This is a genomic window from Aquincola agrisoli (genome assembly GCF_036621135.1).
In the GTDB taxonomy this organism is placed as follows: domain Bacteria; phylum Pseudomonadota; class Gammaproteobacteria; order Burkholderiales; family Burkholderiaceae_C; genus Aquincola; species Aquincola agrisoli.
Genome location: NZ_JAZIBG010000054.1, coordinates 183,190 through 201,094 on the forward strand (window position 1 = coordinate 183,190; position 17,905 = coordinate 201,094).

General features: G+C 71.4%; 15 protein-coding genes. 9 read left to right on the forward strand and 6 right to left on the reverse strand.

Features of this window, described 5'->3' with window-relative positions; all coding sequences use genetic code 11:
- Positions 1-34: 34 nt before the first annotated feature.
- Both V4F39_RS24995 and V4F39_RS25000 read left to right on the forward strand, forming a co-directional pair.
- The gene (locus V4F39_RS24995) at positions 35-2,104 is read left to right on the forward strand and encodes a carbon starvation CstA family protein (protein WP_332292892.1); all 2,070 of its coding nucleotides are present in this window, start codon (positions 35-37) and stop codon (positions 2,102-2,104) included.
- 5 nt (positions 2,105-2,109) lie between these two features.
- Positions 2,110-2,343, forward strand: a complete 234-nt coding sequence (locus tag V4F39_RS25000) for a YbdD/YjiX family protein (protein ID WP_332292894.1) — start codon at positions 2,110-2,112, stop codon at positions 2,341-2,343.
- Positions 2,344-2,355: 12 nt separating this feature from the next.
- On the opposite strand, the gene V4F39_RS25005 is transcribed toward V4F39_RS25000, so the two are convergent.
- Genes V4F39_RS25005 through V4F39_RS25015 form a run of 3 tightly spaced genes read right to left on the reverse strand, consistent with a single transcriptional unit; the run spans position 2,356 to position 6,937 of the window.
- Positions 2,356-3,753: an efflux transporter outer membrane subunit gene (locus V4F39_RS25005; protein ID WP_332292896.1), complete on the reverse strand. Its 1,398-nt coding sequence runs from the start codon at positions 3,751-3,753 to the stop codon at positions 2,356-2,358.
- Positions 3,754-3,755: 2 nt separating this feature from the next.
- The gene (locus tag V4F39_RS25010) at positions 3,756-5,711 is read right to left on the reverse strand and encodes a MacB family efflux pump subunit (protein ID WP_332292897.1); all 1,956 of its coding nucleotides are present in this window, start codon (positions 5,709-5,711) and stop codon (positions 3,756-3,758) included.
- A complete protein-coding gene (locus tag V4F39_RS25015) occupies positions 5,708-6,937 on the reverse strand; it encodes an efflux RND transporter periplasmic adaptor subunit (RefSeq protein WP_332292899.1) in 1,230 nt (409 codons plus the stop codon). Before V4F39_RS25015 ends, V4F39_RS25010 begins: the two co-directional genes overlap by 4 nt.
- A 129-nt stretch (positions 6,938-7,066) precedes the next feature.
- On the opposite strand from V4F39_RS25015, the gene V4F39_RS25020 reads away from it, so the two are divergent.
- Genes V4F39_RS25020 through V4F39_RS25030 form a run of 3 tightly spaced genes read left to right on the forward strand, consistent with a single transcriptional unit; the run spans position 7,067 to position 9,638 of the window.
- Positions 7,067-8,590, forward strand: coding sequence for an ATP-binding protein (locus V4F39_RS25020; protein WP_332292901.1), 1,524 nt, complete (start codon positions 7,067-7,069; stop codon positions 8,588-8,590).
- Complete coding sequence (locus V4F39_RS25025; RefSeq protein WP_332292903.1) at positions 8,583-9,269, forward strand: response regulator; 687 nt, start codon at positions 8,583-8,585, stop codon at positions 9,267-9,269. The genes V4F39_RS25020 and V4F39_RS25025 overlap by 8 nt, the downstream gene beginning before the upstream one ends.
- 21 nt (positions 9,270-9,290) lie before the next feature.
- A complete protein-coding gene (locus V4F39_RS25030) occupies positions 9,291-9,638 on the forward strand; it encodes a phage holin family protein (protein WP_332292950.1) in 348 nt (115 codons plus the stop codon).
- 25 nt (positions 9,639-9,663) lie between these two features.
- Here the strand turns inward: V4F39_RS25030 and V4F39_RS25035 are convergent, their stop codons facing one another.
- Together V4F39_RS25035 and V4F39_RS25040 are read right to left on the reverse strand one after the other, a co-directional pair.
- Positions 9,664-10,587: a transglutaminase-like domain-containing protein gene (locus tag V4F39_RS25035; protein WP_332292906.1), complete on the reverse strand. Its 924-nt coding sequence runs from the start codon at positions 10,585-10,587 to the stop codon at positions 9,664-9,666.
- A 135-nt stretch (positions 10,588-10,722) separates the two neighbouring features.
- Positions 10,723-11,715 carry a GGDEF domain-containing response regulator gene (locus V4F39_RS25040; protein ID WP_332292908.1) on the reverse strand — a complete coding sequence of 331 codons (993 nt, stop codon included), beginning with the start codon at positions 11,713-11,715 and terminating at the stop codon, positions 10,723-10,725.
- A gap of 230 nt (positions 11,716-11,945) precedes the next feature.
- Here V4F39_RS25040 and V4F39_RS25045 point away from each other — a divergent pair, with 230 nt between their 5' ends.
- Complete coding sequence (locus V4F39_RS25045) at positions 11,946-13,835, forward strand: N,N-dimethylformamidase beta subunit family domain-containing protein (RefSeq protein WP_332292910.1); 1,890 nt, start codon at positions 11,946-11,948, stop codon at positions 13,833-13,835.
- A gap of 18 nt (positions 13,836-13,853) precedes the next feature.
- On the opposite strand, the gene metK is transcribed toward V4F39_RS25045, so the two are convergent.
- On the reverse strand, positions 13,854-15,035 hold the full coding sequence (metK, locus tag V4F39_RS25050) for a methionine adenosyltransferase (RefSeq protein ID WP_332292912.1): 1,182 nt from the start codon (positions 15,033-15,035) through the stop codon (positions 13,854-13,856).
- A gap of 197 nt (positions 15,036-15,232) precedes the next feature.
- Between metK and V4F39_RS25055 the strand changes: the two genes are divergently transcribed.
- Genes V4F39_RS25055 through dapF form a run of 3 tightly spaced genes read left to right on the forward strand, consistent with a single transcriptional unit; the run spans position 15,233 to position 17,903 of the window.
- A complete protein-coding gene (locus V4F39_RS25055; protein ID WP_332292915.1) occupies positions 15,233-16,114 on the forward strand; it encodes a lysophospholipid acyltransferase family protein in 882 nt (293 codons plus the stop codon).
- Positions 16,115-16,127: 13 nt separating this feature from the next.
- The gene (locus V4F39_RS25060) at positions 16,128-17,015 is read left to right on the forward strand and encodes a lysophospholipid acyltransferase family protein (protein WP_332292916.1); all 888 of its coding nucleotides are present in this window, start codon (positions 16,128-16,130) and stop codon (positions 17,013-17,015) included.
- A gap of 36 nt (positions 17,016-17,051) precedes the next feature.
- Positions 17,052-17,903, forward strand: coding sequence for a diaminopimelate epimerase (gene dapF / locus V4F39_RS25065; RefSeq protein WP_332292917.1), 852 nt, complete (start codon positions 17,052-17,054; stop codon positions 17,901-17,903).
- The last annotated feature ends 2 nt before the right edge of the window (positions 17,904-17,905 follow it).

The window sequence follows — 17,905 nt, forward strand, 5'->3', positions numbered from 1 at the left end:
GAATTTCGGCGCTGCACCCCCCGGAGACATCCCCATGAAACTGCTACGCCAGCACCTGCTCTGGCTCGTCGTCGCCCTGGCGGGCGCGTTCTCGCTGGGCGTCGTCGCGCTCGGCCGCGGCGAGACCATCAGCGCACTGTGGATCGTGATCGCCGCGGTCTGCGTCTACCTGATTGCCTACCGCTACTACAGCCTCTTCATCGCCAACAAGGTGATGGGCCTCGACGCCACGCGGCAGACGCCCGCCTGGCGCCACAACGACGGGCTCGACTACGTGCCCACCAACAAGAACGTGCTGTACGGCCACCACTTCGCCGCCATCGCCGGCGCGGGGCCGCTGGTGGGGCCGGTGCTCGCGGCGCAGATGGGCTACCTGCCCGGCGTGCTGTGGATCCTGGCCGGCGTGGTGTTCGCCGGCGCGGTGCAGGACTTCATGGTCCTGTTCATCTCGACGCGCCGCGACGGCCGCTCGCTGGGCGACCTGATCAAGCAGGAGATGGGCTTCGTGCCCGGGATGATCGCGCTCTTCGGCGCCTACATGATCATGATCATCATCCTGGCCGTGCTGGCGCTGATCGTGGTGAAGGCGCTCGCGCACTCGCCGTGGGGCACCTGGACCGTCGGCCTCACCATCCCCATCGCGCTCTTCATGGGCATCTACAGCCGCTTCATCCGGCCGGGGCGCATCGGCGAGGTCTCGCTGATCGGCTTCGTGCTGCTGATGCTGGCCATCGTCACCGGCCAGTGGGTGCACGACAGCCCCGCGCTCGCGCCGCTGTTCGACTTCGAAGGCAAGGCGCTCACCTGGATGCTGATCGGCTACGGCTTCGTCGCCGCCTCCATCCCGGTGTGGCTGCTGCTCGCGCCGCGCGACTACCTCTCCACCTTCCTGAAGATCGGCACCATCATCGCGCTGGCCATCGGCATCGTGATCGTCGCGCCGAACATGGAGATGCCCGCGCTCACCCAGTTCGCGGCCGGCAACGGCCCGGTGTGGTCGGGCAACCTGTTCCCGTTCCTCTTCATCACCATCGCCTGCGGCGCCGTGTCGGGCTTCCATGCGCTGATCTCGTCGGGCACCACGCCCAAGATGCTGGAGAACGAGACCCACGCGCGCTTCATCGGCTACGGCGGCATGCTGGCCGAATCGTTCGTGGCCATCATGGCGCTGGTGGCCGCCTCGGTCATCGATCCCGGCATCTACTTCGCGATGAACAGCCCGGCCGCGGTGATCGGCACCACGCCGGAGGCGGTGGCGCAGACGCTGTCGACCTGGGGCTTCGTGATCACGCCCGACGTGCTGGTCCAGACCGCGAAGGACGTGGGCGAGAACACCATCCTGTCGCGTGCCGGCGGCGCACCGACGCTGGCGGTGGGCATGGCCCACATCCTGCACCAGGTCATCGGCGGCCAGGCCATGATGGCCTTCTGGTACCACTTCGCCATCCTGTTCGAGGCGCTCTTCATCCTGACCGCGGTGGACGCCGGCACCCGCTCGGGCCGCTTCATGCTGCAGGACCTGCTGGGCAGCTTCGTGCCCGCCCTCAAGCGCACGGATTCGCTGCCCGCCAACCTCATCGCCACCGCGCTGTGCGTGGCCACCTGGGGCTACTTCCTCTACCAGGGCGTGGTCGATCCGCTGGGTGGCATCAACACGCTGTGGCCGCTGTTCGGCATCGCCAACCAGATGCTCGCGGCCGTGGCGCTGGTGCTGGGTACCGTGGTGCTCTACAAGATGAAGCGAGGCCGCTACGCCTGGGTGACGGCGGCGCCGGCCGTGTGGCTGCTGGTCTGCACGATGACGGCCGGCTGGCTGAAGGTGTTCTCTGACGACGCCAAGGTCGGCTTCCTCGCCCACGCCGCGAAGTACAAGGACGCCCTGGCGCAAGGCACGCTGCTGGCGCCGGCCCGGACGGCCGAGGAGATGGGCCGCATCGTCTTCAACGACCAGCTCAACGCGGCGTTGTGCGGCCTGTTCATGTTCGTGGTGGTGAGCATCACCTTCTACGGCGCGCGCGCCGTGCTGGCCGCGCGGCGGCAGCACCGGCCCACCGCGCACGAAACGCCCTACGTGGCGATGGCCGCGGCGCAGGCCGGGCGCTGAGCGCCATGGCTGCCGTGCGTTTCAGCGCGCTGCTCCAGGGCCTGGCGGCTGATGCCGGCAAGGCCGGCCGCTACCTGGGGCAGACGATGCGCCTGATGGTGGGGGTGCCCGACTACGAGGCCTACGTCGCCCATGCCCGGGCCGCCCATCCCGACCAGCCGGTGATGAGCTACGAGGCCTTCTTCGCCGACCGGCAGGCCGCCCGCTATGGCGGCAAGGGTCGCATCGGCTGCTGCTGAACCGGCCGCGGTTCAGGCGGCGGCGGCGCGCCAGCCGCCGCCCAGCGCCTTGAACAGGTCCAGCGCCGCCGTCAGCCGCGCCAGACGCAGTTGGGCCAGCGCATCCTGCGCCGAGAACAGCGTGCGCTGGGCATCGAGCACGGCGAGCAGGTCGCCGCTGCCCTCGCGGTAGCGCAGTTCCGCGAGCTGCAGCGCACGCTGCGCGTAATCGACCGTCGCCTGCTGCGAGGCCTCCTGCCGCAGGCCGCGGTCCGCGTTGCCCAGGCCGTCGTCCACCTCCTTCAGGGCAGTGCGCACGGCGGCGCCGTAAGTCTCGACGAGGATGCGCCGCTGCGACTGCACGCTGTCGACCTGCGCGCGCAGCCGGCCGCCGTCGAAGAGGCTCTGCGCCAGCGACAAGCCGATCGCCAGGGTGCCCGACGGGTTCGCCAGGCTCAGCAGCGCCGCGCTGCTCACGCCGCCGGAGGCGGACAGCGCGATGCTCGGCAGCAGCGCCGCCCGTGCGGCGGCTACGTCGGCATCGGCGGCGTGCAGGTCGGCCTCGGCCGCGGCCAGGTCGGGCCGCCGCACCAGCAGCGAGGAAGGCAGGCCGGGCGCGACCGCCGGCACCGTGAGCTGCCCGAACGATTCGGGCTGCAACGCGAAGCCCTGCGGCACCCGGCCGAGCAACAGCGCCAGCGCCGAGGTGTTCTGCCGCACGGCCAGTTCCAGCGGTACCAGCGCCGTGCGCTGCGCCTGCACCGTGGTGCGCTGCTGCGCCACCTCCAGTGCCGTGGCCACGCCGTTGCGCTGGCGTGCCTGCACGACACCCAGCACACGCTCGGCGGTGGCCAGGTTGTCCTGCGCCAGCGACAGGCGCGCCTGCGCCGCCAATACCTGGAAATAGGTGCTCGCGACGCCGGTGGACAGCGAGAGACGCACGCCGTCGAGATCGAAGCGCGTCGCCGCGAGCGACAGGCGCGAGGCTTCGGCGTTGGCCGCCAGGCGGCCCCAGAGGTCGATCTCGTAGCTCACCGACAGCGATGCGCTGCTGCCTCGGCGGGTGGTGGCGTCGCCCGTGCCGGGGTCGCTGCGGCTGGCCGACTGGCCCGCGCCCGCGCTCGCCGACGGCAGCAGCGAACTGCCCGCCACGCGCAGCGCCGCCTCGGCCTGCCGCACGCGCTCGGCCGCGATGCGCAGGTCGCTGCTGCCCTGCTCGGCCTCGGCGATCAACCGGGTGAGCTGTGCCGACCCGAACCCCAGCCACCATTGCGGCGAGACGTCGGCAGCGGCCGCCGCCACCGGTTCGGCAAAGCGTTCGGGCAGGGCCAGCGCGGGTTGTGTGCGCGGCTCCATCACCGCGCAGCCGGACAGCAGCGCGGCCGCGGCCAGCGCCGTGCAGGCGGAGTGCTTTCGTGGGAGTGTGTTCATCGTCATTCCGAAGCCAGCGCCACCACCGGATCGAGCCGGGCGGCCTTGTTCGCGGGCAGCCAGCCGAACACCAGCCCGGTGGCGAAGGCGCAGCCGAAGGCCAGCAGCACCGGGCCCATCGCGTACTGCACCGGCGTGCCCAGCGCCGCGATCACCGCGGCGGTGCCCAGGCCCAGCGCCACACCGATCGCGCCGCCGAGCGCGGAGACCGCCAGCGCCTCGATCAGGAACTGCTGCAGGATGTGGCGCGTGCGGGCGCCGGTCGCCATGCGGATGCCGATCTCGCGGGTGCGCTCGGTCACGCTGACCAGCATGATGTTCATCACGCCGATGCCACCCACCAGCAGCGAGATGGCCGCGATCGAGCCCAGCAGCAGCGTCATGGTGTTCTGCGTCTCGGTCGCGGTGTCGATGATGGAGGCCATGTTGCGGATCTGGAAGTCGACCGTGCAGTGCCGTTCGGCCAGCAGCGCCTCGACGGCGCGCTGCGTCTCGTCGATGCGCGCCACGTCGCTCACCGCGATGGTTACGTTGCGCAGGTAGCGCTGGCCCGAGAGCCGGAGCTGGCTCGTCGCATAGGGCACCAGCACCGCGTCGTCCTGGTCCTGTCCGGTGGGAGAGGCGCCGCGCGGCGACATCACGCCGATCACCTGGAACAGCAGGTTGTTGACGAGCACGTAGCGGCCCAGCGGTTCCTGGCCGTCGGGGAACAGCGCCTGGGCCACGGTCTCGCCGAGCACCGCCACGGTGGCGTAGTTCTTCTCGTCCTCGTCGCTGAAGAAGGTGCCGTGCGCAACCGGCCACTGCCGTGCGACCGGGAATTTCGACGAGGTGCCGGTCACGCTCGTCGAGACGTCGGCGCTACCGTGGCGCAGCGTGGCCGTGCTGCTCTGCTCCGGGATGGCGGCGAGCACGTTGGGCACGCCGCGGTCGATCGCGTCGACGTCCGAGGGCACCAGCGTGGCCGTGTTCTGGAAGCCGCGCTGGTTGGGCGCGCCCGGCCGCACCAGCAGCAGGTTGGAGCCCATCGCGCTGATGCGGTCGATCACCGCCTGCTTGGCGCCGTCGCCGATGGCCAGCATCGCGATCACCGAGGCCACGCCGATCACGATGCCCAGCAGCGTGAGGACGGTGCGGAACAGGTTGGCACGCAGCGCGCGCAGCGCCGTGCGTGCGGCCTGCGCGAGGTCGGCGGCGTGCGAGACGCGGCCGCGGCGCGGCTGCAGCGCCAGGGCCTGGGCCGGATCGGCGACCTGCGATGGGCCGGGATCGGCCAGGATGGCGCCGTCGCGGATCTCGATCACGCGCTGCGCATGCTCGGCCACCTCGCGCGCGTGGGTGATCAGGATCACCGTGTGGCCCTGCGCGGACAGGTCCTTCAGCAGCTGCATCACGTCGGCGCCGCTCTTGCTGTCGAGCGCGCCGGTGGGTTCATCGGCGAGGATCACGCGGCCGCCGTTCATCAGCGCGCGGGCGATCGACACACGCTGCTGCTGGCCGCCCGACAGCTGGTGGGGGCGGTGGTGCCCACGCGCTTCGAGGCCCAGCCGGTCGAGCAGCGCCTGCGCGCGTGCATGGCGCTCGGCGGCCGGCACGCCCGCGTAGACGGCCGGCACCTCCACGTTGTCGGCCGCGGTACCGGTGGCGATCAGGTGGTAGCTCTGGAAGACGAAGCCGAAGGCCTCGCGCCGCAGCTCGGCCAGCTCGTCGCGGCCGAGCGCCGACACGTCGCGGCCCATGAAGCGGTAGCTGCCGCGGGTCGGGCGGTCGAGGCAGCCGAGGATGTTCATCAGCGTGCTCTTGCCCGAGCCCGACGCGCCCATGATCGCGACCAGTTCGCCCGCATGGATCGTCAGGTCGATGCCGTGCAGCACCTCCACCGTCAGCTCGCCGTTGCGGTAGGTCTTGGTGATGCCGCGCAGCTCGATCAGCGGCGCGGCGGCCGCGGCGGTGCTCATCGCGGGCCTCCCGGCGGCGGGCCGAAGCCCCCACCCATGCCACCGCCGCCCTGGCGCGAGGCGCCGGCCGGTGCGGAGCGGGTGGCGGCGGCAGGCGCCTTCACTCCGGCCACCACCCGGTCGTTCTCCTCCAGGCCCGAGAGGATCTCGGCCTGCACGCGGTTGGTGGTGCCCACCGTCACCTCGCGCTCCTCGATGCGGCCCTCGCCGGACACCACCTTGACGGTGGTGCGCGGCTGGCCCGCGGCCCGCTGCGCCGCCAGCGCGGACACCGGCACCACCAGCACGCCGCGCGCCTCGGCCACGACGAAGAAGACCTGCGCGGTCATCTGCGGCATCAGGCGCTTGGTGGGGTTGGGCACGTCGAACAGCGCGTTGTAGAGCACGACGTTGTTGGTGACGGTGGGCGTCGGCTCGATCCTGCGCAGCGCGCCGTGCCAGCGCCGGCCCTGGCTGCCCAGCGTCGTGAAGTAGGCCGGCATGCCCTGGCGCAGCTTGCCCACGTCGGCCTCGGAGACCTGCGTTTGCACGGTCATCGTCGACAGGTCGGCGATGCGCAGGATCGTCGGGGCCGACTGGTTCGTGTTCAGCGTCTGCCCCTGGCGCGCCGTCACGCTCACCACCGTGCCCGCCATCGGCGCGTAGATGCGCGTGTACTTGAGGTTGGCTTCCTCGACACGCATGCTGGCCTGCGCCTGTTCGATCTGCGCCTTCAGCGCGTCGATCTGCGCGCGCGCGGTGCGCACCTCGGTCTCGGCGTTCTGCAGGGCCTCGGTGGTCGTGGCCTCCGCCGCCATCAGGTTCTGCTGGCGTTGCAGGTCGCGCTCGGCCTTGGCCAGTTCGGTCTGGCGCTGCACCAGCGTGGCCTGCTGCGCCCGCAGCGCGGCACGGTTGGCATCGACCCGCGCGGCCGACTGCTCGGCATCGATCTCGGCCAGCAGGTTGCCTTCCTTCACCTCGCTGCCGACCTCGACGTGGATCTTCTTCAGTTGCCCCGAGACCTGCGCACCCAGGTCCACGTAGTCGCGCGGCTGCAGCGAGCCGGTGGCGCCCACCAGGTCCTCGATGTCGCCGCGCTGCACGGTGGCGTAGACGTGCGTGTCGGGCGCGGGCTTGCCCCCGCCCCACGTGCTCCAGGCGAAGCCGCCCCCGCCAGCGAGCAGCGCCGCGAGGGCCACGGCGGGCAGGGTGCGCCGCAGGACGCGGCGGCGGGGAGGGGCTCTCATGTCGGGCATGTCGGGCGGCACGATGCGTGGTCGATGCGGCGCAGCATGCGGCCCGACTGAGGAAGCAATGCGGAGGGATTCGTCGCCGGCTTGCACAAAGCTTGTGAGATTCGCCGTTAGGCTGCGGCCATGGATGCCGCCGTCGATCACTCCGCACGCGCCGCCGCGCCGTCATGGCGGCAGCGGCTGGACACGCTGCGCGTCAAGCTGTTCGTGGCCATCGCCGGCGCGAACGTCGTGCTGGTGATGGCGGCCTACCTGATCTACGGCTGGAGCTTCGACCAGGGGCTGGTCGAGTACCTCAATCGTGCGGACGAGGCCCGCCTGACCCCGCTGATCGTCCGCCTGGCCGAAGGCCACCAGGCGCAGGGCGGCTGGGACTGGGTCGCCAAGGACCGCCAGCGCTGGACCGACCTGCTGCGCGAGGAGTTGGGCATGACCCGCGGCCGCCGCGAGGGCGATGCACCGCCGGCCGCCGGCCGCGAAGGCGCCGAGCCCGCCCCGCCCCCTGCGCAGCCCGCGGCCTCCGGCGCCCGGCCCGCACTGCCGCCCTTCACCATCGATCCGCGGCTGCTGCTGTTCGATGCCGACGGCACGGTGCTGATCGGCCCGGCCGATCGCCACGGGGAGGCGGTGCGCAAGCCCATCGTCGACCGGGGGCGGACCGTGGGCTACCTCGGCTACGTGCCGCGGCTGCAGATGGTGGCGTCGCTGGAGCGGCTCTTCTCGGCGCAGCAGAACCGCCGGTTCCTGGCGATCGCCGTCGGGCTGCTGGTGGCCGTGGTCGTCACGGCGGCGTTGATAGCGCACTGGCTGTCGCGGCGGCTGGGGGTGCTCGGCGCCGGGACCGCCGCGCTGATGCGCGGCGAGTACACGACCCGCCTGCGCATCGACGGCCATGACGAACTGGCTCAGCTGGGTGTCCACTTCAACCGGCTCGCCCAGACGCTGGAGGCCGCGCAACGGGCGCGCCAGCAATGGATCGCCGACATCGCGCACGAGCTGCGCACGCCGCTGGCCACGCTGCGCGCCGAGATCGAGGCGCTGCAGGACGGCGTGCGCCCGCTGACGCTGTCGAGCCTGGGCTCGCTCGCGCAGGAGGTCACGCGGCTCGCCCGCTTGGTGGAAGACCTGCGGGTGCTGTCGCTGTCCGACATGGGGGCGCTCAGCTACCGCAGCGAGCCGCTGGACCTGGGCGAACTGATCGAAGAGGGCTTCGGCGCGGGCCGCGCTGCCGTGCAGGCGCACGGCCTGCAGCTGCGGCTGGCGCTGCCGCCCGGCCTGCAGGTGCTGGCCGATGGCGACCGGCTGGCGCAGGTCTTCGCCAACCTGCTGCAGAACACGCTGCGCTATACCGAGGCGCCGGCCACGCTCGACGTGCGCCTGCACGCCGAGGACGGCCACGCGCACGTGGTCTGGCAGGACAGCCCGCCCGGCGTGCCCGAGGACGACCTGCCCCGCCTGACCGACCGGCTCTTCCGCGTCGACGCGTCGCGTGCCCGTGCCAGCGGGGGCTCGGGGCTGGGCCTGGCGATCGTGAAGGCGATCGTCGAGGCCCACGGCGGGCGCCTGAGCCCCGGCGCCAGCGCGCTCGGCGGCCTGCGCTGGGACCTGTGGCTGCCGCTGGCACGTACGAGGAACCCCCATGCCTGAGCGCATCCTGATCGTCGAGGACGAGGACAAGATCGCCGACGTGCTGCGCGACTACCTCGCCAGCAGCGGCTACGAGACGCACCGCCTCGCGCGGGGCGACGAGGTCGAGGGCTGGATGCGCCACCATGGCGCCGACCTGGTGCTGCTCGACGTGATGCTCCCGGGCAAGAGCGGCCTGGACGTCTGCAAGGCGCTGCGCCTGTTCTCCGGCGCGGCCATCGTGATGGTGACGGCGCGCGTCGAGGAGATCGACCGCCTGCTCGGCCTGGAGCTGGGCGCGGACGACTACATCTGCAAGCCGTTCAGCCCGCGCGAGGTGGTGGCGCGCGTGAAGGCCGTGCTGCGCCGCGGGCGCCTGAACCAGGCGGCCGGGCCCGGTGAACGCCCGCCGCTGCCGGGCGGCCTGGCGCTGGACGAGGCGGGCTGGTGCGCCACGATCGGCGGCCGCGACCTGGGGCTGACGGCGGTGGAGTTCCAGCTGCTGCGTGTGCTCGCCGCGCAGCCGGGGCGCATCTACTCGCGCGACCAGCTGATGGACGCGATGTACCGCGACGAGCGCATCGTCGCCGACCGGACCGTCGACAGCCATGTGAAGAAGCTGCGCCGCAAGATCGCCGACGTGCTGCCGGCGCAGGAACTGATCCACTCCGTCTACGGCGTGGGCTACAAGCTCGAGTGAGCGGCTATCCTTTCGGCCATGCTGAAACTCATCGTCCGATGGATGCTGCTCGCCGCGGCGCTGCTGCTGGTGGCCTATCTTTACCCCGGGGTCGAGCTGAAGAGCTTCGGCGCGGCCATGATCGCGGCGCTGGTGCTGGGGCTGCTCAACACCATCGTGAGGCCGGTGCTGGTGCTGCTGACGCTGCCGGTCACGGTGCTCACCGTGGGGCTGTTCCTGTTCGTCATCAACGCGCTGATGTTCTGGGCCGCGGCCGGCGTGCTGCAGGGCTTCTACGTCACCGGCTTCGTCGCGGCGCTCGTGGGCTCGCTGATCTACAGCCTGTGCGGCATGGTGATCGACGTCGCGATGGAACGTCTGTTCAGCTGACGGCGGCCACCACCGGCCGCCGGCGTCAGTCGACCTGCTCGATCAGCGGCGCCATCGTCAGCATGTTGGCCTGGCCGAAGATGGTCGAGAACGCGAGGTCCTTGGCATCCCGGCCCGCGGCGATGCGCACCATGTCCTCCACCGGCGACATCCGGGTGGGGTCGAACATCATCCACTCGCCGCCGAGGTAGGCCTCGAACACCGCGTGGAAGTCCGGCGGCGGGTCGTCGAAGCGGGCATAGCCGACCACCAGCCGCGCCGGGATGTTGAGGGCGCGGCAGAACGTGACCGCCAGGTGCGCGAAGTCGCGGCACACCCCGGCGCGGTTGCGGAACACGTCGCAGGCGGTGGTGGTGGCATTGGACGAGCCGAGCCGGTAGTCGATGTTGTCGTGCACCCAGTCGACGATGGCCTGCACCCGCTGGTAGCCCGGTGGATGCTGGCCGAAGATCTTGTGCGCGGCATTGCACAGCAGGTCGGACTCGCAATAGCGCGTGGCCATCAGGTGGTGCAGCACCTCGTCCGGCAGCTCGTGCACCGGCACCTCGGCCGCCTGGGTGTCCCAATGCCGCGGCATCAGCTGCACGGTGGCCTGGTACCGCAGCGTGAACTGGCCCGCCGGCGCCTGCAGCCGCAGGAAGCGGTGGTGCTCCAGCGGATCGGGAAACACGTGGCTGGGGATGCCGGGCGTCAGCTCCAGCGACTCGGCCAGCACCTGCTGGTCGCGGCCGTGCTGCGCGTGCACCTGGAACAGGAAGCTGGTGGGCTGGGGCAGTTCATACCCCAGCGTGCAATCGATGCGGAAGTGGCGCGGCGTCGACGCGGCGCGGGCCGGGGCGGCGGTGCCCGGCGCCCGCTTGGCGCTGCGCACGGGCGGGCGGCCGCTGGCTCGCGGGGCATTGCGGGGCGTGGTGCGCGGCGAGGCCGTGCGGGTCTTGTTGGCGGTCATGGTGGTGGGGATGGAGAAAAGAGCGGCAGTTCGGCGAGGGACGGCGAGGCGCCCCATCACCATTGAAGCCCGCAGCGCCCCCGCACGCCATCGGCGCTCGACGGCGGCTGCTGTAGGAGGCTGCCGCGCCCCAGTTCAGTGCTCCAGCTGTTCCACCGTGTCGAGCTGCATCTCGAAGCTGAAGAACCGGTCGCGCCCCTGGCGCTTGGCGGCGTACAGGGCCTGGTCGGCCCGCACGATCAGGCCCTCGGGGGTGGTGTCGGCATCGGGTACGCAGGTGGTGATGCCGCCGCTGAAGGTGACGTGCGGCGCCACCGGCGAGCAGGGGTGCGGCAGCGCGAGCGCGCTCACCATGCGCCGGATCGCCCGGGCGAAGGTCATGGCGCCGGACTTGGGCGTGTTCGGCAGGATCAGTGCGAACTCCTCGCCGCCGTAGCGTGCTGCCTGGTCGCGCGAGCGGTGGCAGGATTCGGCGAGCAGCGCGCCGAGGCGGCGCAGGCAGTGGTCGCCGTCGACGTGGCCGAGCGAATCGTTGTAGGCCTTGAAGGCGTCGATGTCGCACAGCACCAGCGTCAGCGGCTGGCGCTCGCGGCGCGTGGCGGCGATCTCGGCATGCAGCATCCGGTCGAAGCCCCGGCGGTTCGCGAGGCCCGTCAGCTCGTCCCGTTCACTCAGCGTCTGCAGGTGCTCGTTGGCGGCGCGCAGCTCGGCCGAGACGTTGACGAGCTGGCGCTGCATGTCGCGCAGGCGCTGCATGGCGCGGAGCTTGGCCTCCAGCACCACCGGCGAGACCGGCTTGACGAGGTAGTCGTCGCCGCCGCACGCGATGCCGCGGCTCAGGTCCTGCTCGCCGTCGCGCGCCGACAGGAAGATGATCGGCGTCCAGTTGCCGGCTTCCGCCTCGCGCATGCGGCGCGCGGCCCAGTAGCCGTCGTGGCCCGGCATCATCACGTCGAGCAGCACCATGTCCGGCTTGTGGCGCCGGAACTGCTCCAGTGCCCAGTCCGCGCTGTCCGCTTCCAGCACGCGGTGCCCCAGCAGATCGAGGTTGCCGGCCAACGCCAGCCGGGCGCCGGCCTGGTCGTCCACGACGAGGATGGTCAGGGGGGATGAGCGGGTTGCGTCCACGATGGTGAGCCGACGGCAAAGTGCCAGAGCTGGCAAAACATATCGGCGCGCAGCCCGGCCGCTGTAGCGTTTGCCAGAGGCTCGTGCCACAAAAGCCCGGTGCATCCGGCCGCGTTCGGCGCCCTGGGGTGGCACTTGAACGGCTTCTGCGAGCACGACGTCACACTTTGTGGCCTGGCAGCCGCGTTAGGTGCCTATCAAATCACACGTTTCAATCAGATGAGACGCCCATGCCACGACGCCGCCTGCCCTCTCCACGCCATGCCGCCTTGTTGACGCGCCGGCGCTTCGTCCAATCCGCCGCCGCGCTGGCGGGCCCGGCGTGGGGCAGCCAGGCCGCCGGGGCGATGGCGGCGGCGGGTGCGCCGGGGGTCGAGGCGTTTGCGGGCCGTACGTCCGTGAAGGCCGGCGGCAGCCTGGATTTCTACGTGCGGCACCGCGGCGGCTCCACGACGGTGGGCACGCCGGTGCCGTTGACCATCGGCCGCATGGGTGCTCCCGACCGCCTGATGCTGAGCACGACGATCCGCATCTTCGAAAAGGAGGTGCCGGCCCGTGCCTTTGCAGACGGCTGCGCCGGCTGGGGCGTGGACTACCGCCTGCGGGTGCCGGCCGACTGGCCGACGGGCCTGTACTGGGCCACCATCGGCGCGGGCGACGCGGCCTGCACCGTGCCCTTCGTGGTGCGGCCTGCGGTCCGCACGGAGGGCGTGGCGCTGCTGGTGCAGATCCCCGTCACGACGGCACAGGCCTACAACAGCTACGGCGGCAAGAGCCTGTACGACTACAACTCGACGGACGGCGAGCCCAGCACCTTCGTGTCGTTCAACCGCCCGTTCGACAACCCGTGGAACTACGCCTTCGACGCCTGGCAGCCGTCCTTCGTGCGCTGGCTGGAGCGCAACCGCATCGCCGCCGACTACTGCACCAGCCTGGACCTGCACCGCGAGCCGCAGCTGCTCAAGGGCTACCAGCTCTTCACGACCGCGGGCCACGACGAGTACTGGTCGCGTGCGATGCGCCGGCGGCTCGACGCCTTCGTCGCGGCCGGCGGCAACGCCGCCATCTTCAGCGGCAACACCTGCTGGTGGCAGGTGCGGTTCGACGACGTCGGCGGTGCCGATCGCCGGATGGTCTGCTACAAGAGCCGCGCCGGCGATCCGGGCGGCACGGCGCAGACGAAGACCACGAACTGGTTCGACCTGCAGCCACCGGATCCGGAGAACAGCACCATCGGCCTGAGCTTCCTGAAGGGGGCTTCCTGGGTCACCGCGATGCCGCGGCCGGCGCCGCCGTTCGTGGTGATGGACCCGGACCACTGGGCCTTCGCCGGCACGGGCCTCGTGTCGGGGGCGGGTTTCGGGGGTGCGTACGTGGGCTACGAGACCGACGCGGCCGACTTCGTGACCGGCACCGATGGCCGCCCCTACCCGACCGGCAGCGACGGCTCGCCTGCCACCTTGCGCATCCTGGCCCAGGCCGACTGCAGCGACTGGGACGAACGCGCCCGGGCCGTCGGCCTGCCGGGCGAACGCTCGGGCCATGCCGCCATCGCTGTGTTCAGCCGCGGTGCCGGCACGGTCTTCACGGCCGGCTCGACCGACTGGGTGTTCGGGCTCAACCCGGAACTGCAAGGGCAGGCGCCCACCGTGGTGAGCACGATCACGCGCAACGTCATCCGCAGGCTCTCGGCGCGGTGGACCGAGACGGCCGAGGTCCGCCAGTGGCATGCGGCGGCGCCAGGCCAGCCGTGGAACGGGTTCGACACGATCGGCACCGACGCGCCGCAGGGCATGGTGCTGGACGGCGCGGGCTACCGCGCGTTCGCCGCACCCGTACCGGGCTCGGTGCCGGTGTACCGCTACCGCTCGGTGGCGGCCGGCGTGCTGGGCCACCGGTATGCCCTGTCCACCGCGGCGGATCCGGGCGCCGTCACCGGCTGGGAGCGGGTGGGCGTGGCCTTCCATGCCTTCAACGTCCACCGGCCGGGCAGCGTGGCCGTGTACCAGCACCGCACCGCGGATGCCGACGGGCTGCCGGTGGTGCGCTACACCACCGTCGACACGCCGGCCGGCGGCTGGGTGTCGGACGGCGTCATGTTCTACGCGCCGGCCGCCTAGGGCCGGGCCGCGCGTGGGTCAGAGCCCGGCGGCTGCGCGCAAGGCCGCGGCCTTATCGGTCTTCTCCCAGCTGAACTCGGGCTCTTCGCGGCCGAAGTGGCCGTAGGCGGCGGTTTTTTCGTAGATCGGACGCAGCAGGTCGAGCATCTGGATGATGCCCTTCGGGCGCAGGTCGAAGTGCTCGGCCACCAGCGCCGACAGCTTGTCGTCGGGGATCACGCCAGTGCCTTCGGTGTAGACCGTGATGTTCATCGGGCGGGCCACGCCGATGGCGTACGCCACCTGGATCTGGCACTGGCGCGCCAGGCCGGCGGCCACGATGTTCTTGGCCACGTAGCGCGCGGCGTAAGCGGCCGAGCGGTCGACCTTGGACGGATCCTTGCCCGAGAACGCACCGCCGCCGTGCGGGCAGGCGCCGCCGTAGGTGTCGACGATGATCTTGCGGCCGGTCAGGCCGCAGTCGCCCTGCGGGCCGCCGATGACGAAGCGGCCGGTCGGGTTGATCAGGTACTTGGTTTCCTTCAGCCACTCCTTCGGGAGCACCGGCTTGATGATCTCCTCGATGATCGCCTCGGTGAACGAGGCCTTCATCTTCGTCGCGGTCTCGCTCTGGTCGGGGCTGTGCTGGGTGGAGAGCACCACGGTGTCGATCGAGTGCGGCTTGCCGTCGACGTAGCGCATCGTCACCTGGCTCTTCGCATCGGGGCGCAGGAAGGGCAGGCGGCCGTCCTTGCGCAGCTGGGCCTGGCGCTCCACCAGCCGGTGCGCGTAGTAGATCGGCGCGGGCATCAGCTCGGGCGTCTCGTCGCAGGCGTAGCCGAACATCAGGCCCTGGTCGCCGGCGCCGATGTTCAGGTGGTCGTCGCTCGCGTGGTCCACGCCCTGGGCGATGTCGTTGGACTGCTTGTCGTAGCAGACCATCACGGCGCAACCCTTGTAGTCGATGCCGTACTCGGTGTTGTCGTAGCCGATGCGCTTGATCGTGTCGCGCGCGACCTGGATGTAGTCGACGTGCGCGTTGGTGGTGATCTCGCCGGCCAGCACGACGAGGCCGGTGTTGGTCAGCGTTTCGGCCGCCACGCGGCTGCGCGGGTCCTGCTGGAAGATCGCGTCGAGGATCGCGTCGGAAATCTGGTCCGCGACCTTGTCGGGATGGCCTTCGGAAACCGATTCCGAGGTGAAGAGGAAGTCGTTCGCCACTTGCTTAAACTCCGAGGGTTGGGTTGGTTCCGGTGCGTTGCCGGCCAGTAACTCTGGAGAGCGGCGAACGCTTTAGCAGCATTTGTGGAGCCTCTGGCCTGTTGACGGCCATCGACCCGGCGCCCCGGCCCCATCGGCCCTGACGCATCGCCCCGCAAGTTGTTCAGTAACTCGGCGATGGGCGAATTATAGGAACCATGCTCGCTCTGCTTCGTTGGATATCAAGGCTTCCTCTGGGCCTGTTGCACGCATGGGGCGCCGCGCTGGGCTGGGCGGCGTATGCCGGCTCGTCCTCGTACCGCAGGCTGTGCCGGCGCCATGCCGCGCTGGCCGGCCTCACCCGCGCGCAGCAGCGCGCGGCGGTGGCCCAGGCCGGCCGGCTGGCGGCCGAGCTGCCCTGGCTGTGGCTCGGGCCGGCCGCCCGGCCGATCGAGCGCTGGTGCCGGTGGGAGGGGGATGCGCTGATCGACCAGGCCCTGCAGGCCGGCAAGGGCCTGGTGCTGCTGACGCCGCACATGGGCAGCTTCGAGGTCTGCGCGCAGGCCTACGCCGAGCGCTTCGGCGCGCGCCGGCCGATGACCGCGCTCTACCGCCCCGCGCGCCAGCCGTGGCTGCGCGAGCTGGAGAAGACCGCACGCGACCGGCCCGGCCTGGCCACCGCGCCGGCGTCGCTGGCGGGCGTGCGGCAGATGATCCGCGCGCTGCGCAGGGGCGAGACCATCGGCCTGCTGCCCGACCAGGTGCCGCCCGAGGGCATGGGCGTGTGGGCGCCGTTTTTCGGCCAGCCCGCGTACACGATGACGCTGGCCACCCGCCTGCTGCTGCAGACCGGCGCCTCGCTGCTGCTGATGTGGGCGGAGCGCCTGCCGGGCGCCCGGGGCTGGGTGCTGCATGTCAGCGAACCCGCCGCGGCCCTGCCCCGCGAGGCGGCCAGCGACGAGGCGTTGATGGCCGCCTGCGCCGCCTTCGTCAACGCAGAGATGGAGCGCCTGATCCTGCAGTGCCCCGAGCAGTACCTCTGGGGCTACAACCGCTACCGCCGACCGCGGGACACGCTGCCGCTGGCCGCGGGTGCCTAGGCGGGACGCACGGATGCGGCACCTTCCTGCGCGCGCCCTCCTGGGCCTGTTGTGGCTCGTGCACCTGCTGCCGCTGGGCGTGCAGGCCTTCGCCGGCCGCCAGCTCGGCCGCCTGCTGCACCGCCTGGCCGGCCCACGCCGGCGTATCGCGCGCCGCAACGTGGCGCTGTGCTTTCCGGCGATGGCCGAGGCCGAGCGCCACGCCATGGTGCGCGAGCATTTCCAGTGGCTGGGCCGCAGCCTGCTGGAGCGCGGCCTGCTCTGGTATGCCCGGCCGGAGCGGCTGCGCCGGCTGATCCACGTCGAAGGCGACGTGCGGCTGGCCGAGCGCAGCGAACGCCCGGTGATGTGGCTGGTGCCGCACTTCATGGCGCTCGACGTGGCCGGCTCCGCCACGCAGCTGTTCCAGCAGCGCATGGTCGGCTCGATCTACCAGGCGCAGAGCAACCCGGTCTTCGACGCCGCGATGCGCCGCGGCCGGGTGCGGTTCGGGCAGGGCGACATCTTCTCGCGCAAGGAGGGTGTGCTCCCGCTGATCCGTGCGATCCGCCAGCGCGGTTTCATGTTCTTCAACCTGCCCGACATGGACTTCGGGCACCGGGAGGCGGCCTTCGTGCCCTTCTTCGGCGTGCCCGCGGCGACGCTGCTGGCGCCCTCCAAGATGGCCCGCGCGCTCGACATGGTGGTGCAGCCGGTCGTCGCGGAGATGCTGCCCGGCGGCCAGGGCTACCGGGTGCGTTTCCTGCCGCCGTGGACCGACTTCCCGACCGACGACCCGGTGGCCGACATCACGCGGATGAACCGCTGGATCGAGGCGGAGGTGCGCCGCAACCCTGCGCAGTACCTCTGGGTGCACAAGCGCTTCAAGACGCGTCCGCCAGGCGAGCCCAAGCTCTACTGAGCGACCCTGGCAGCGGCATCCCCGGATAATGCGGCGATGCGATTGAAGTTCACCAAGATGCAGGGCGCCGGCAACGACTTCGTCGTGCTCGACGCGACGCGCATGCCGCTGGCGCTCACGCCCGAACAGACGCGGCGCCTGGGCGACCGGCGCTTCGGCGTGGGGGCCGACCAGATCCTGGTCGTCGAGCCCGGCGGCCGGCCCGACGTGGACTTCCGCTACCGCATCTTCAACAACACGGGCGACGAGGTCGAGCACTGCGGCAACGGCGCGCGGTGCTTCGTGCGCTACGTGCACGAGCACGGGTTGACCGACCGCCGCAGCGTGCGCGTCGAGACGCTGAACCGGCTGCTCGAGCTGCGGCTGCAGGACGACGGCCGCGTCACGGTGGACATGGGCCCGCCCGAATTCGAGGCGGCGCAGGTGCCGTTCGACGCCATGGGCCTGGCGCCGCGCACGGTCGGCGGCGGCGTGCTGTGGCCGGTGCCGGTGGATGGCGCCACCGTCGAGCTGGCGGTGGTCTCGATGGGCAACCCGCACGCGGTGCAGCGCGTCGACGACGTCGACACCGCGCCCGTGCCGACCCAGGGGCCGTTGATCGAGCAGCATCCGCGGTTCCCGCGCCAGGTGAACGCGGGCTACATGCAGGTGCTGTCGCGCAGCCGCATCCGCCTGCGCGTCTACGAGCGCGGTGCCGGCGAGACGCTGGCCTGCGGCACCGGCGCCTGCGCCGCGGTGGTGGCCGGCATCCGCCTCGGCTGGCTCGACGCGCGCGTCGACGTCGAGGCGCGCGGCGGCGAGCTGACCATCGAGTGGGCGGGCGAAGGCCACCCCGTGCTGATGACCGGCCCCGCGGAAACCGTCTTCGAAGGAGAAATCGAACTGTGAGC